This window comes from Agrobacterium sp. CFBP 3001 (assembly GCF_027871605.1).
Taxonomy (GTDB): Bacteria; Pseudomonadota; Alphaproteobacteria; order Rhizobiales; family Rhizobiaceae; genus Agrobacterium; species Agrobacterium leguminum.
On the sequence record NZ_JAQAHD010000021.1, the window covers coordinates 57,929 to 72,885 of the forward strand.

Annotated in this window: 15 protein-coding genes; 11 read left to right on the forward strand and 4 right to left on the reverse strand. The window is 60.8% G+C overall.

The window, feature by feature from the left end:
• The first annotated feature begins 87 nt into the window (after positions 1-87).
• From PH605_RS21110 to PH605_RS21120, 3 genes are read left to right on the forward strand one after another with little or no spacing between them, the layout of a single operon-like run.
• Positions 88-1,275: an MFS transporter gene (locus PH605_RS21110; protein WP_161987973.1), complete on the forward strand. Its 1,188-nt coding sequence runs from the start codon at positions 88-90 to the stop codon at positions 1,273-1,275.
• Positions 1,272-1,736 carry a cyclophilin-like fold protein gene (locus tag PH605_RS21115; protein WP_142845948.1) on the forward strand — a complete coding sequence of 155 codons (465 nt, stop codon included), beginning with the start codon at positions 1,272-1,274 and terminating at the stop codon, positions 1,734-1,736. Before PH605_RS21110 ends, PH605_RS21115 begins: the two co-directional genes overlap by 4 nt.
• A gap of 23 nt (positions 1,737-1,759) precedes the next feature.
• Positions 1,760-2,839, forward strand: coding sequence for an alpha/beta hydrolase (locus tag PH605_RS21120; RefSeq protein ID WP_142845949.1), 1,080 nt, complete (start codon positions 1,760-1,762; stop codon positions 2,837-2,839).
• Positions 2,840-2,942: 103 nt separating this feature from the next.
• Here PH605_RS21120 and PH605_RS21125 read toward each other — a convergent pair whose 3' ends face one another.
• Positions 2,943-3,842 carry a LysR family transcriptional regulator gene (locus PH605_RS21125; RefSeq protein WP_142845950.1) on the reverse strand — a complete coding sequence of 300 codons (900 nt, stop codon included), beginning with the start codon at positions 3,840-3,842 and terminating at the stop codon, positions 2,943-2,945.
• 119 nt (positions 3,843-3,961) lie between these two features.
• Here PH605_RS21125 and PH605_RS21130 point away from each other — a divergent pair, with 119 nt between their 5' ends.
• The 6 genes from PH605_RS21130 to PH605_RS21155 all read left to right on the forward strand — a co-directional run bounded on the left by PH605_RS21130 (position 3,962) and on the right by PH605_RS21155 (position 10,306).
• Positions 3,962-4,894: a VOC family protein gene (locus tag PH605_RS21130; RefSeq protein WP_080857624.1), complete on the forward strand. Its 933-nt coding sequence runs from the start codon at positions 3,962-3,964 to the stop codon at positions 4,892-4,894.
• A 143-nt stretch (positions 4,895-5,037) separates the two neighbouring features.
• Positions 5,038-5,730, forward strand: coding sequence for a hydrolase (locus PH605_RS21135; RefSeq protein ID WP_142845951.1), 693 nt, complete (start codon positions 5,038-5,040; stop codon positions 5,728-5,730).
• A 71-nt stretch (positions 5,731-5,801) separates the two neighbouring features.
• Entirely contained in the window at positions 5,802-6,092 is a 291-nt protein-coding gene (locus PH605_RS21140) for a XapX domain-containing protein (protein WP_065657451.1), read from the forward strand.
• Positions 6,092-8,074, forward strand: coding sequence for an amidohydrolase (locus tag PH605_RS21145; protein ID WP_142845952.1), 1,983 nt, complete (start codon positions 6,092-6,094; stop codon positions 8,072-8,074). Before PH605_RS21140 ends, PH605_RS21145 begins: the two co-directional genes overlap by 1 nt.
• 196 nt (positions 8,075-8,270) lie before the next feature.
• On the forward strand, positions 8,271-8,711 hold the full coding sequence (locus tag PH605_RS21150) for a DoxX family protein (protein WP_142845953.1): 441 nt from the start codon (positions 8,271-8,273) through the stop codon (positions 8,709-8,711).
• A complete protein-coding gene (locus PH605_RS21155; protein WP_078053711.1) occupies positions 8,708-10,306 on the forward strand; it encodes an MFS transporter in 1,599 nt (532 codons plus the stop codon). Before PH605_RS21150 ends, PH605_RS21155 begins: the two co-directional genes overlap by 4 nt.
• A 32-nt stretch (positions 10,307-10,338) precedes the next feature.
• On the opposite strand, the gene PH605_RS21160 is transcribed toward PH605_RS21155, so the two are convergent.
• A complete protein-coding gene (locus PH605_RS21160) occupies positions 10,339-11,121 on the reverse strand; it encodes a pyrroline-5-carboxylate reductase (RefSeq protein ID WP_078053710.1) in 783 nt (260 codons plus the stop codon).
• Positions 11,122-11,148: 27 nt separating this feature from the next.
• On the opposite strand from PH605_RS21160, the gene PH605_RS21165 reads away from it, so the two are divergent.
• Positions 11,149-11,712 (forward strand): exonuclease, encoded by a 564-nt coding sequence (locus PH605_RS21165; protein ID WP_237680953.1) that lies wholly within the window; start codon positions 11,149-11,151, stop codon positions 11,710-11,712.
• Between the two features lie 20 nt (positions 11,713-11,732).
• Here PH605_RS21165 and PH605_RS21170 read toward each other — a convergent pair whose 3' ends face one another.
• Complete coding sequence (locus PH605_RS21170; RefSeq protein ID WP_003522061.1) at positions 11,733-12,587, reverse strand: LysR family transcriptional regulator; 855 nt, start codon at positions 12,585-12,587, stop codon at positions 11,733-11,735.
• A 130-nt stretch (positions 12,588-12,717) separates the two neighbouring features.
• Here PH605_RS21170 and PH605_RS21175 point away from each other — a divergent pair, with 130 nt between their 5' ends.
• The gene (locus PH605_RS21175; protein WP_142845954.1) at positions 12,718-14,238 is read left to right on the forward strand and encodes an MFS transporter; all 1,521 of its coding nucleotides are present in this window, start codon (positions 12,718-12,720) and stop codon (positions 14,236-14,238) included.
• 29 nt (positions 14,239-14,267) lie between these two features.
• On the opposite strand, the gene PH605_RS21180 is transcribed toward PH605_RS21175, so the two are convergent.
• A complete protein-coding gene (locus PH605_RS21180; RefSeq protein WP_237680954.1) occupies positions 14,268-14,879 on the reverse strand; it encodes a DUF535 family protein in 612 nt (203 codons plus the stop codon).
• Positions 14,880-14,957 lie beyond the last annotated feature (78 nt).

The following is a 14,957-nucleotide window of genomic DNA, read 5'->3' on the forward strand; positions in this document are numbered from 1 at the left end:
CGAATTAGCACGGATTGTCCGCAAAGTCGCCCGGCAATATCTTGCCGCCATTGAAAAGAAACCGGGATTTTAGTGGGATCTGGGCGAATGACACTCACTTATGACGAAGAGATGGGCAGCAGGCGCGCGGCATGGAGCGCCGTGCTTTGCATGACGCTCTGCGCCTTCGTATTGATCGCTTCGGAATTCATGCCCGTCAGCCTGCTGACGCCGATCGCCGCCGATCTCGGTGTTTCGGAAGGCAATACGGGGCAGGCGATCTCCGTCTCCGGCATCTTTGCGGTCGTCACCAGCCTGTTCATTGCCGGCCTGACCCGGCGGCTCGACCGGCGCCTTGTCGTGCTCGGCCTGACGGCGCTGCTGATGTTGTCCGGAATCGTGGTCACCCTTGCACCGTCTTTTCCGGTTTTGATGCTTGGCCGCGCCTTGCTCGGCATTTCGATCGGCGGCTTCTGGTCGATGTCCACCGCCATCGTGATGCGTCTTGTCTCCCATGCCCAGGTGCCGAAGGCGCTTGCCCTGCTGAATGCCGGCAATGCGGTTGCGGCAACGGTTTCCGCCCCGCTCGGCAGCCTGCTGGGCGCCTATATCGGCTGGCGCGGCGCCTTCTTTCTTGTCGTGCCGATCGGCCTGCTTGCACTCCTATGGCAATGGATCGTCCTGCCGGAACTCCCGCCGCGGCGCGACCGCGCATCCACGACTATCTTCAGGCTGCTTGGACGTCCAGCCGTCGCAGCGGGCATGATCGCGATCCTGCTGTTATTCATGGGCCAGTTCGCACTTTTCACCTATCTGCGGCCCTTTCTCGAACAGGTCACGCGGGTCGAAATCACGGTGCTGTCACTGATGCTGCTGATCATGGGACTGGCCGGGGCGGTCGGAACATGGGTCATCGGTCGACTGCTGCAACGCCGTCTCTTCAGCATTCTTGTGGTCATTCCGATGATGATGGCCGGTATCGCGCTCTCCATGGTCGTCTTTGGCGAAGCGGAACGTCCAGTCATCGCCGCCCTTGTCGGCTGGGGTTTTCTTGGAACCGCCGCACCGGTTGGCTGGGGCACCTGGCTGAGCCGCATTCTGCCCGACGATGCCGAGGCCGGCGGCGGGCTTCAGGTTGCCGTCATTCAACTGGCGATCACGGCGGGGGCCTCGGTCGGTGGAATTTTATTCGACAGTTTCGGTTGGTGGTCCGCCTTCACGTTGAGCGCATTGCTGCTCTGCTGCTCCTCGCTTGCGTCTGTTGCCGCCTGGCGGCTGGCGCGGAGGCCGTCATGAATGTGCGCCCGATGGTTCCTGCCCGACGCATCCTGCTGGCGATGGCCGCCGCGTTCATCTTGCCCGGGCGAGCCCTCAGCAAAAGCGGCGCCGACAATCAGGAGAAGACCGGTTTGAAGATCAAGCTGACTTTCGGAGAAAACACAATGATCGCGACGCTCTACGACAATCCGTCGGCGCGCGATTTTGCATCCATGCTGCCGCTCGATCTCAAGATCGCCGACTTCGGCTCCAATGAGAAGATCGCCTATCTCCCTCGAAAGTTGGCAGTCGAAGGCCATGGTCCGTTCGACAATGAGCGGCCTTACGACCTTTGTTATTACATGCCCTGGGGCAATCTCGCGATGTTCTATGCCGACTACAGGCATCCCGGCCTCATCCGGCTGGGACGCTTCGATCAAGGCTATGAAGCGCTTCATATCCCTGGGGAATTTCCGCTGCGTATTGAACGCGTCCAATGAACCGAACCCCAGGAGTTCCCAGCATGAGCAAGCCAATCGAAACGAGTGAAACCTGCAATACCGGCAGGCGCAACCTGATGAGGGCAACGGGCATCGCCGTCGCCGCAATGGGCATGGTGCAGGTGGCGGGTGCGACGCAGGCTTTCGCGCAAACCTCTTCGTGGGACAAGGTTTTCCCGAAGAGCGACAATGTCGACCACCAGAAGGTCTCGTTCAGGAACCGATACGGCATTACTCTCGTAGGCGATCTTTACCTGCCAAAGAACCGTGGAGCTGCGCCTTTGGCTGCTCTTGTCGTCAGCGGTCCCTTTGGTGCGGTGAAGGAACAGTCGTCCGGCCTTTATGCACAGACCATGGCGGAGCGCGGATTTGCCGCGCTGGCGTTCGATCCGTCCTATACCGGAGAAAGCGGCGGTGAGCCCCGGAACGTCGCGTCGCCGGATATCAATACCGAGGATTTCAGTGCTGCGGTCGACTATATCGGGCTGCAATCCTACGTGGATCGCGAGCGCATCGGCGTCATCGGCATCTGCGGCTGGGGCGGCATGGCGCTGAATGCCGTGGCGGTGGACAAGCGCGTGAAGGCAGTCGTGGCCAGCACCATGTATGACATGACGCGGGTGATGTCCAAAGGCTACAACGACAGCGTTACCCTCGAACAGCGCACGCAGGCGCTGGAGCAGATGAGCCGGCAGCGCTGGCAGGATGCGGAAAAGGGAAGCCCCGCCTATCAACCCCCTTATAACGATCTCAAGGGTGGCGAAGCGCAGTTCCTGATTGATTATCACGACTATTACCGGACACCGCGCGGTTACCATGCGCGTGCCGTCAACTCCGGCAATGCCTGGACGCAGACGACACCGCTGTCATTCATGAACATGCCAATCCTGACCTATATCGCCGAAATATCGCCGCGCCCGGTGATGTTGATCCATGGGGAAAAAGCGCATTCCCGCTATTTCAGCCAGACCGCTTTCGCCGCGGCTGCCGAACCGAAGGAGCTGGTGATCATTCCGGACGCCAACCACACGGACCTTTATGACCGCGCCGACAAGATCCCGTTCGACCGGATCGCCGCCTTCTTCAATCAGCATCTCGCGTAGAAGACGACCATAAACATGTGACGGCAGCCGTAGCTGCCGTCACATTATTTTACGCCTCAGGCCGGCGCGCTCGTGCGCGTCGGCCCTGTCAGTGCTGCCGGCTCTAGTCCAGCATCACCATATGTGCCGGCAACTGCTCTTCGAAAAATTTCGAGAAAGTCGCAATACGGGGTGGCAGCGCCTGATAGGGCGGATAATAAAGCGTCAGCCAGAGTTCGGGTGGCACCCAGCCGGGCAGCACATGAACGAGCCGGCCGCTATGGATATGTTCGGCGATATTAAATCCCGGCAGCAGGGCCACACCGGCGCCTTCCGCTGCCATATCGGCCAGAACCTCGCCGCTATTGGCGCTGAATGCCCGGCCGGCCGATATGGCGATGCTCGATCCGCCGTCCGACAGGACCCAGTTTTCCCGCCGGCTTTCACCGCTATAGGCAAGGCAATCGTCAGGGGTCAGCTCGCCCGGATGTTCCATCTGCGTAAACCGGCTGCCTGGGGCCGCCACCAATATTCTTGGCACGGCCCTGATCTTGCGCCAGATGGTGAATTTGTCCGATGGGGCCGACGAAATGCGGATTGCCAGATCGTAGTCGTCATCCACGATATTGATCAGGCCGTCCGAGAGCGAAATCTCGAAGCACATTTTCGGATAGAGCTCCCGGAAGCCGGACAGGATCGGCGGCAGCACGGTTTTGCCGAGCCATGTCGGCGCGCTGATCCTCAGACGCCCCTCATCGGCCTTGTGGGCGTTGCGGACATCGCGCCGGGCATTCTCCAGCGCCTCGACCGCGGGCTGGATCTGTGCGGCGAAGATCGCCCCGTCCGTCGTCAAGGAAACCTGCCGGGTGGTGCGGACGAATAATTGCACACCGAGATCGTCTTCAAGCGCGGCAATAGCACGGGTGACGGCGGCTGCCGTCATGCCCAGTTCGCGGGCGACCTGCGCGAAGTTGCGCTTTTCGGCCGCCATCAGAAAGGTTTTGAGAGCTTTATGATCGTTCATCGCCATTATTTCAAAAATCGCAATTCATTCGAGAAAAATATTGCAGTTCCGCGATGCAATCAAGCGGGTTACATCTTTGTCCATCGAAACGGACACACCAAAGATGAAAGGCGCCGACGATGATCAAGGATATCAAGGGCCTGCACCACGTCACCTCCATGGCGTCGGACGCGCGGCAGAACAACAGTTTCTTCACCGATACGCTCGGCCTGCGCCGGGTGAAGAAAACCGTCAACTTCGACGAACCCAGCGTCTATCACCTTTATTACGGCGACGAAAAGGGAACGCCCGGCACGGTCATGACCTATTTTCCCTTCGCCAACATGATGGCCGGCCGTCCCGGCGTCGGTGAGGTGGGCGAGACGCAGTTTTCCATTCCGAAGGGTTCGCTGGGTTTCTGGAAAGAGCGTCTCCTTGCCAAGGGCGCTGCCGGCGTTCAGGCCGACACGGTCTTCGGCGCCAATCGCCTGCGCTTCACCGGCCCCGATGGCGATGGTCTTGCTCTGATCGAAACGGGCGACGACGCCCGCGCTGCCTGGCTGGCCGAGGGAATTTCCGAAGACAACGCCATACGCGGTTTCACCGGCGCACGGTTCAATTTGCACGACACTGCCGCAACCGAAGAACTGCTGCGTTTCATGGGTTATGAGCGGACTGACGTTGAAGGCAATGTGACGCGTTTCGTCATTCCCGGCGGCAATGGGGCAGATACGATCGATCTTGTGGCCCTGCCCAAGACACCCTTTGCCCGTTCGGGAGCGGGCTCGGTCCACCATATCGCCTTCGCAGTCGAAAACCGCGAGAAGCAGCTGGAAGTGCGCAAGGCGCTGATGGATACTGGTTATCAGGTCACGCCCGTCATCGACCGCGATTATTTCTGGGCGATCTATTTCCGCACGCCGGGCGGCATCCTGTTCGAGGTCGCCACCAATGAGCCCGGTTTCGACCGCGACGAGGATACCGCGCATCTGGGCGAAGCGCTCAAGCTGCCGAGCCGCTACGAGCCTTTCCGCAATCAGATCGAGGCGAACCTCGCTCCGCTTGCGGCATAAAGCGGGTCTCTGATCCGCACCCACTGACCAAGACAGACCCTCGCTTTTCAAGACGGCTGCCCCTGCCGGGCAGCCGGCCGGCGAAGCCTTCCTAATTTCCACCGCCGTAGATCGGCAACCACCACCTGAACGGAGAACTGAAAATGTCCAAGCTCGAAGTCCTTACCCCCGCCAACAGCCAGCTCATCTTCATCGACCAGCAGCCGCAGATGGCTTTCGGTGTGCAGTCTATCGACCGGCAGACCCTGAAGAACAATGTCGTCGGCCTCGCCAAGGCGGCAAAGATTTTCAACATTCCGACGACCATCACCACGGTCGAAACGGAAAGCTTCTCCGGTAACACCTTCCCGGAACTACTCGCGGTCTTCCCAGAGAATGATATCCTCGAACGCACTTCGATGAATTCCTGGGATGACCAGAATGTCCGCGATGCGCTGGCGAAGAACGCCGCCGGTGGCCGCGAGAAGATCGTCGTCTCCGGCCTGTGGACGGAAGTGTGCAACACCACCTTTGCGCTCTCCGCACTCCATGATGTCGCAGATTACGAGATCTACATGGTGGCGGACGCTTCCGGCGGCACGTCTCTCGATGCGCATAAATATGCCATGGACCGCATGGTGCAGGCCGGCATCATTCCCGTCACCTGGCAGCAGGTGCTGCTCGAATGGCAGCGCGACTGGGCCCGCAAGGAAACCTATGACGCCGTCACCTCGCTGGTGAAGGAACATTCCGGCGCCTACGGCATGGGCATCGACTATGCCGTCACCCATGTCCATGGCGGTGAAGAACGCGTCAAGCACGGCAAGCGCATCGGCCCCAACCCGGCCAAGAAATAAGCTTTCAACCGCGCCGCACCGGCAGGATCGTCATCCAGCCCGGTGCGGCTTTCACCCATCAGGAGGTTCCCATGAAAGTCTATCTTCTGTCCCTTGGCGCCGGTCTGCTGGTCGGTATCGTTTACAGCCTGCTCAATGTGCGTTCTCCCGCACCGCCAGTCATCGCTCTCGTCGGCCTGCTCGGCATCCTGGTTGGAGAGCAGATCATTCCTTTCGCAAAGACGATTGCCGGCAAGGAACCGGCCGTCGTTTCATGGATCAACCAGATCAAGCCGCACATGTTTGGCCATATGCCGAAGGGTGGCGCTGAAACCACGGGTCTCGCCGAAGTTAAACAGCCGATCAACCGGGAGAGAAGCTGATGCCGACACGACGCACCTTTCTTGGCGCGGCCTCGAGCCTTGCCTTTCCGAATCTGTTTTCACCGGCTAAGGCCGCTGATCCCATCAAGACCGGAGGTTCTTCCATGCATCCAGATACGATCCTTCACAACGGCCGCGTCACGACGCTTGATCGCGGCAATCCCAATGCAACGGCAGTCGCCATCAAGGATGGCCTGTTCCTGGAAGTCGGAAGCGATGCCGAGGTCATGGCCCTTGCCGGGTCGGATACGAAGATCGTCGACCTGAAGGGCAAGCGGGTTCTGCCCGGCCTGATCGACAACCACACCCACGTCGTGCGCGGTGGCCTGAACTTCAACATGGAACTGCGCTGGGACGGCGTGCGCTCGCTTGCCGATGCCATGGACATGCTGAAGCGGCAGGTGGCGATCACGCCGGCCCCGCAATGGGTGCGGGTCGTGGGCGGTTTCACCGAGCATCAATTCGTTGAAAAGCGCCTGCCGACCATCGAGGAGATCAATGCGGTGGCGCCGGATACGCCGGTCTTCCTGCTGCATCTTTACGACCGGGCGCTGCTGAACGGTGCGGCACTTCGCGCCGTCGGTTACACCAGGGATACGCCGAACCCGCCCGGCGGCGAGATCACCCGCGATGCGAACGGCAATCCGACCGGCCTGCTGCTCGCCAAGCCGAATGCCGGCATCCTCTATTCGACGCTTGCCAAGGGGCCGAAGCTGCCGCTCGATTATCAGGTCAATTCCACCCGCCACTTCATGCGCGAGCTGAACCGGCTGGGCGTGACCGGCGTGATCGATGCCGGCGGCGGCTTCCAGAATTATCCTGACGATTACGAGGTGATCCAGAAGCTGTCGGATGAGAACCAGATGACGGTTCGGCTGGCCTACAACCTCTTCACGCAGAAGCCGAAACAGGAGAAGGAGGATTTCCTCAACTGGACGCAATCGGTCAAATACAAGCAGGGCAACGACTATTTCCGGCACAATGGTGCGGGCGAAATGCTGGTCTTTTCCGCTGCCGATTTCGAGGATTTCCGTCAGCCGCGGCCCGATATGCCACCGGAGATGGAAGGCGAGCTTGAAGACGTTGTCCGGATTCTGGCGGAAAACCGCTGGCCCTGGCGTCTGCATGCCACCTATGACGAGACGATTTCGCGGGCGCTGGATGTCTTCGAAAAGGTCAACCGGGATATCCCGCTCGAAGGGTTGAACTGGTTCTTCGACCATGCCGAAACCATCTCCGACCGCTCCATCGACCGTATCGCAGCCCTTGGCGGCGGTATCGCCACCCAGCACCGCATGGCCTATCAGGGCGAATATTTCGTCGAGCGTTATGGTCAGGGCGTGGCGGAAGCCACACCGCCGATTGCGAGAATGCTGGAAAAGGGCGTGAATGTTTCGGCCGGTACGGATGCAACGCGTGTCGCCTCCTATAATCCCTGGGTGTCGCTGTTCTGGATGGTGACGGGCAAGACGGTCGGTGGCATGCAGCTTTATCCGCGCGCCAATTGCCTCGATCGCGAGACGGCTCTGCGCATGTGGACCGAAAAAGTCACCTGGTTCTCGAACGAGGAGGGCAAGAAGGGCCGCATCGAAAAAGGCCAGTTCGCCGATCTCGTGGTGCCGGACAAGGATTATTTCTCCTGCGCGGAAGATGAGATTTCCTTCCTCACCTCGGAACTGACCATGGTGGGCGGCAAGATCGTTTATGGCGCCGGTGACTTCAAGGCACTGGATGAAAGCAATATTCCGCCGGCGATGCCCGACTGGTCGCCTGTGCGAACCTTCGGCGGTTATGCCGCCTGGGGTGAGCCGCAGGGCGCTGGAAAGAATTCACTCAGACGGGCTGCGATCTCCTCCTGCGGCTGCGCCAATGATTGCGGCGTTCACGGCCACGACCACGCCGGCGCATGGACGTCGAAATTGCCGATTGCCGATCTGAAGGGCTTTTTCGGAGCGCTGGGCTGCTCCTGCTGGGCAGTCTGAGCCCGGCCAGCACAAATATCCACCGGGCAGCGGATAGCTGCTGCCCGGCCGAGCGTGAATGGGATAATGTTGCAAATTACGCAATTATATCGAAACTATTGATGCAATTGTTGGCGGTAATCCTTTGCGCCAATATCGCTCCATCAGATGAACGCAGCGCCGCTCGAACCGACCGGCCAGATCGCAGGAGCAACAAATGACCGAGCCGTCTTCAACCTTTCGCCTTCGCGGGCTTCTCGCGGATATCGTTGCCGCACCCGCCACAAAAACCCTAGCGCTTCTGGCGCTCTGCTCGGCCTATATTCAGGGGCCGCTGACCAAGATCTTCGACTTTCCCGGCGCGATTGCGGAGATGAACCATTTTGGCCTTCAGCCGGCGGTCGCATTCGCTGTCGTCGTCATCCTGTTCGAGCTCACCGCCTCCGCACTGGTGGTGTCGGGCTTCCTGCGCTGGGCCGGTGCGCTGGCGCTTGCAGGCTTCACGCTTCTCGCCACCTTCATCGCTCTCCGCTTCTGGGAAATGGCGCCCGGCATGGACCGCATGATGGTCACCAACGCCTTCTTCGAACATCTTGGCCTTGCCGGTGCCTTCATCATCGTCGCCGCAATCGATCTCACGAAAGGAACAGGCAAATGAGTGCCGCAAAAACCTCCGCGAGCAGCTTTGCTCCCCTTGCGCAACCGGTTTTCGCTGTTCTCTGGGCGGCGACGGTGCTCGGCAATACCGGCAGCTTCATGCGCGATGTCGCCAGTTCATGGCTGATGACCGATCTTTCGGCCTCGCCGGCGGCCGTCGCCATGGTTCAGGCGGCCGGAACCCTGCCGATCTTTCTTCTGGCGATCCCGGCCGGCGTGCTGACCGACATTCTCGACCGCCGCAAGTTCCTGATCGCGGTGCAGCTTCTGCTGGCCTCGGTCAGCGTCACCCTCATGGTTCTTTCCCATACGGGCCTTTTGTCCGTCAGCGCGCTGATCGGGCTCACCTTCCTCGGCGGCATCGGCGCTGCGCTGATGGGGCCGACCTGGCAGGCCATCGTGCCGGAACTGGTGAAACGTGAGGATATCAAAAGCGCCGTGGCGCTGAATTCGCTGGGCATCAACATCGCCCGTTCCATCGGTCCCGCCGCCGGCGGCATCCTTCTTGCGGCCTTCGGGGCGGCCTTCACCTATGGCGCCGATGTCGCAAGCTATTTCGTGGTCATCGCCGCGCTTCTATGGTGGCCGCGGGCAAAGAACGCCAATGATGCACTGGCCGAAGGTTTCTTCGGCGCATTCCGGGCGGGCCTTCGTTATACCCGCGCCAGCCGGCCGCTGCATGTCGTCCTGCTGCGGGCTGCGATCTTCTTTGCATTCGCCAGTGCCGTCTGGGCGCTGTTGCCTCTGGTCGCCCGGCAATTGCTCGGCGGAGATGCCAGCTTCTACGGTATCCTGCTCGGCGCTGTCGGGGCAGGCGCCATCGGCGGTGCGTTGGTCATGCCGAAGCTGCGCGAACGGTTCGATGCCGATGCCCTGCTGCTGGGTGCGGCTCTCACCACCGCGCTCGTCATGGCCGGGCTGTCCTTCGCGCCGCCAAAATGGCTTGCCATCGTCATCCTGCTGTTTCTCGGCGGTGCCTGGATCACGGCGCTGACGACGCTGAATGGCGCAGCCCAGGCAGTTCTGCCGAACTGGGTGCGTGGCCGTGGCCTTGCCGTCTACCTCACCGTCTTCAATGGCGCGATGACGGCAGGCAGCCTTGGCTGGGGTGCTGTTGGTGAAGCCACAGGCGTGCCGGGTGCGTTGCTGATCGGCGCTGCGGGATTGCTGGTTGCGGGCCTCGTCATGCACCGCCTGAAACTGCCTGCGGGCGATGCGGATATGGTGCCGTCCAACCATTGGCCCGAACCGCTCGTGGCCGAGCCGGTGGCCCATGATCGCGGCCCGGTTCTCATCCTCATCGAATATAATGTCGAAAAGCATCACCGCTCCGCTTTCCTGCATGCACTGGACGAGCTTTCCCAGGAACGTCGCCGCGATGGCGCCTATGGCTGGGGTGTGACGGAGGACTCCGCCGATCCGCAGAAGATCGTCGAATGGTTCATGGTGGAATCCTGGGCCGAGCATCTGCGTCAACACAAGCGGGTTTCCCATGCAGATGCGGATTTGCAGGGCAAGGTGCTGGCTTATCATTCCGGGCTGGAAAAGCCGGTGGTGCGGCACTTCCTCACAATCAACCGTCCGGGGAAGGCGTAAAACGGAAAGGGGCCGAAAAGGCCCCTTTTTCGTTATTGCGTGATCCGCTCCAGCACACGGCTCAGTGCATCTTTCAGGGCCCCTGAACCGCCCTTGCCGTCGAAATCCAGCAGCACCTGCTCGTTGAGGCCGCCCTTGGTGGCGAATTCACGGCTGAGATCGATGAAATCCGTTCTGCTGCCGGCAAGCATGGCCACCTCGGACAGGCCGGCAAAGAGGGGCGCGAGATAGGCGCGCGCCTTTTCTTCCGGCAGACCGTTCTCGGCAAGCCATTCCGTCGTGGTTTGCATGATGCCGAAATAGGTGGCCATCAGAGCGCTGGCGGCGGCCAAAAGATCGTATTCCGCCTTGGTCTCGCATTCCACCGCATTGCCGAGCACGTTGAAGATAGCAGCTGTATCCATATCGGCAGGATAAATGGCGGTGACGCCCTTGCGCCGGGCAACGAAGGGCAGCGGGATCGCCTGGCTGAGACGCACATCCGCGCCGATCCACTCCAGAAGCGCCTCACGGCCGGTTGCGGCAACGACGCTGACGATCTTCTGCCCGTCCCGGAACCGCAGGGGCCGGATGACTTCTTCAGCGATCTGCGGCCGGATAGCCAGCATGACGGTATCGCAGCCATCGACGATTGCCTGATTGTCGCCGGAGACGATCACCTGCGGGAAATCGGCGGCAAGTCTCGCCGAGATATCGGCACTGCGCTGGGACACCATGACATGCGGCACGGCGGCAGGTCTGGCGAGCAGGCCCCTGACCATTGCATCGGTGATGGCTCCCGTTCCGATAAAACCGATTTTCTGAGGAAGTGACATGATTGCTCCGCTGCGGCGTTTCGCGCGATGCTAATTTTTCCGTCCGGAATTGTCGACAAGCAGAGGGGGAAATTTGCGGTCGAGGCTGAGGCGGGACCCGTCGAATGCCGGCTTTTTCCGCTTCTGGGGACCTATAAGGCCTATATATGTCCGGTCGACCGTCATGGCGAAAGATATGCGATCGATCTATTCTTCACCCGGCTGACGGGTATCACCGGGGAGATCATCGATGCGGAAGGCGTTCCATTGCAGGAGGCCCTTTCAAGCTTCGACAGTTTCTCGGAAGGTGCCCAGTGCTGGTCATGGGGTAAGGACGAGCTGAATATGGTGGCGATCAGCTGTTATGTCGCCGGCATCCAGCCACCCATCCCTGCCAACCGTTTCGACAATGCCGTCAAACTTCTGCTTGCAGTGGGAATGCCGTTGGAGGATCTGGCAAAAACACCGAGCAACAGGCTGGCCGATTATTACGGTGTCGAGCATCCGCCATTGCAGGGGCACGATGCGCTCGATGATGCGCTTTCGGTTTCCTATACGCTGCAACATCTGCTGAAGGGCGGAAAACTGACGCCGGAGGTGTTCGGTGTTTAGCCGGTGTCAGACGGATTGCGTCACGATCCCGGCCGATGTTCGCGAAAGGCGGCGGCAAGCGTGCGTAAGGCTTCCCGGGATCTGCTGTCCGTGAGGGTGGAAAACATGATGATTTCCGTGGAGGGCAGGGGCGGCAGGCCAAAACGCTGACTGACCTCCACCGTGCCGGGCGGTGCAAGGCGGGAAGAGAAGGCGGAAACCGCGAGCCCGGCCGAGACGGCGGCGGTCACCATCGACGATGTGCCGCCAAGAAACACCTCCGTCCACGCAATCGCAGCCGCGTCCAGGGCACGGGTGGCGATGTCACGCACGCCACAGGCGGGCGAGAGCGCCGCCAGCCGCAGCGGTTCACCCTGACGGTGTTCGAATTGCGGGGTTGCATACCAGCCGAAATGTTCCGGCCCGAGCACCTCGCCGTCCCGCCGATCATCCTCGCGCCGGATGATTGCCGCATCGATCTCCCCACGGTCGAAGGCGTCCAGCAGGGATCGGGAATGATCCATGCGCACTTCGATCGTAAGCCCGGGGTCGTGGTCGTTGAGACGTGCAAGCAGGGTCGGAACCTCGGGTCCCGCCACATGGGCGGCGATGCCAAGGCCGAAGCGGCGGCGCGGGGAGGAAAGGCCGGCCAGTGCCCGGTCATGCGCGGCGAGAAACTCGCGGGCGGGCGCCAGAAACACCGCGCCCTGCGCTGAAAGCCGCACTGAGCGCGGTGTGCGTTCGAGCAGCCGCTGGCCGAGCCTGTCTTCCAGCCGCTTGAGCTTGACGCTGATGGCGCCCTGTGTGGTGCCGAGCGCTTCGGCAGCGCGGGTGAAGCTCTGCATATCGGCGATGGTAACGAAGGCCTCGACGGCCTCCACATCCAGCGTGCTCATATCGATTATTCCAATTTGTTGTCTCTGAAATAGCCAATCATCCAATTCAGTTATGGTCAAGCTTTGTCTAGCGTGCCTCCTCCACTGATCGGTTTTCGCAAGTGCGGGCCGACCCATGAAAGGCTGAAGAATGACCCTTGCCGTTGCAGCACCCGCAAGCAGCAGAAGCGCCACGGCGCTTGCTGCCGTTTGTCTCTCCGCCCTGATGTTCGGACTGGAAATCTCCAGCGTTCCGGCGATCCTGCCAACACTCGAACAGGTGCTGCATGCGGATTTCCGCCAGCTTCAGTGGATCATGAACGCCTACACCATCGGCGTGACGATGGTGCTGATGGCGACGGGCGCGCTGGCAGATCGCTTCGGCCGCAAACGTGTCTTTATCGCCAGCATCGTCGCTTTCGCGCTTTCCTCTCTGGCCTGCGGAATGACGGAAAACGTCTCGGTGCTGATCGGCGCCCGTTTCCTTCAGGGGCTGAGCGGCGGGGCGATGCTGGTGTGCCAGATCGCCATCCTGTCGCATCAGTTCCGCACGGCCCGCGAACGCGGGATGGCGTTCGGCTGGTGGGGCATCGTCTCGGGCGTGGGGCTGGGCTTCGGCCCGATCATCGGCGGCGCCATCGTTGCGCTGTGGAGCTGGGAATGGGTGTTCCTCGTTCACGTCGTGCTTGGCGCGGGAACATGGCTGCTTGCCACGGGCGGCGTCGGAGAATCGCGCGATCCGGAGGCGGCGCGTCTCGATCTTGCCGGCATGGTCACCCTTTCGGTCGCCGTTTTCTGCCTTGCCTTTTTCATCACCCAGGGGCCCGCGCTCGGTTTTGTGAGCCCGGCGGCGCTTCTGATCCTCGGTGTCGCGGCTGCTAGCTTCATTGCCTTTGTGATTGCTGAAAAGCTTAGTTCAAGACCGATGTTCGACTTCTCTGTGTTCCGCATCCGGCCTTTTTCCGGGGCGATCATCGGTTCGGCGGCGATGAATATCAGCTTCTGGCCGTTCATGATCTATCTGCCGATCTGGTTTCAGGCGGGCCTCGGTTATGACAGCGTCACCGCCGGCCTCGGCCTGCTTGCCTATACGCTGCCGGCGCTGGTGGTGCCGCCGCTGGCGGAGCGGCTGTCGCTGCGCTACCAGCCGCGCTTCGTCATTCCGGCCGGGCTGTTTACCATCGGCCTCGGTTTCATGCTGATGAAATCGGGAAGCGGCATCGAAAATGCGAACTGGCTCACCATGCTGCCCGGCTGCATCCTCGCCGGTATCGGGCTCGGGCTGACCAATACGCCTGTTACCAACACCACCACGGGGGCGGTTTCCCCCGCCCGTTCCGGCATGGCCTCGGGCATCGACATGAGCGCACGCATGATCTCGCTCGCCATCAATATCCCGATCATGGGTTTCATTCTGGTCGAGGGCGTCCGGGCTTCGCTTCGGGCAAACCTGCCATCCGCTGCGGATATCGAGGCGTTGCAGTCGCTTGCGGAAAAGATCGCGGCGGGCACCGCCGGCACTTCTGCGCAGGGTGTTTCGCAAGAGCTCGTCCATCAGGCGCTTGCGGACGGTTTTGGTCTGGTCATGCTTTATGCCGGCATAAGCGTCTGGTTCCTTGCCGCCATCAGTTTCATGATCTTCGGTCCGGCGCGAAAACCTGCTCATGACTAGCGCGACGTCCAGGCAACCTGGGACGAGCCTCAGGCGCTTTCGTTTATTCTGGCCTCGGCGAGACGTTTGCCGAGGTTGAAAAAAGTGAGCTTCATATGGCTGCGTTTATCTCCACCCTCTAGGCTGGAGAAGGGTACTTTGAAACCGAATATTTCATCCGGCTCGCCAGAGCGTTCCCGCCAGAAAGCATCGATGTCCGAAACCATCATTTTTTGCCGCCGGGCGCGCCGGTAACGGATGGGGTGCCTGGAATGGGCGACAGCGAAATAGCCATGTGCACCCTCGGCGGCGAGGCCTTGCAGAACCATGAGTGCAGCCTCCTTCGGACGAAGCCCCGAGAGGTCGCGCGTCATCGACACCATTTGCTCTTTCGCGGCGCGCGGACCCTGCATGCCGCCAACGACAATCGTGTGGTTCTGTGTCTCGCGTCCTTCAACGAAAGTGAATGTTGCTGTCCAGAGAATGGTGTTGTCATGGCTGCGAATGAGTCTGACTGAAAAAGCACCCTCGTGCCGGCCGCCGCAGCAATCCGCGAGCGCCAGTATGCATCGATATTCATCATTCCGGCCGCGAACCGTGCCCATATCAATGGTTTTTCCCGCCCACAGCCCACTGCTGTCCGGTTTAAATTTGGTGGACATGGCGCACGGTGTTGATTCTACTCGTATTCGAGCGTTTGGCGACGATCTCGGACACGAAAGAGGAGCAACACCGTGCGG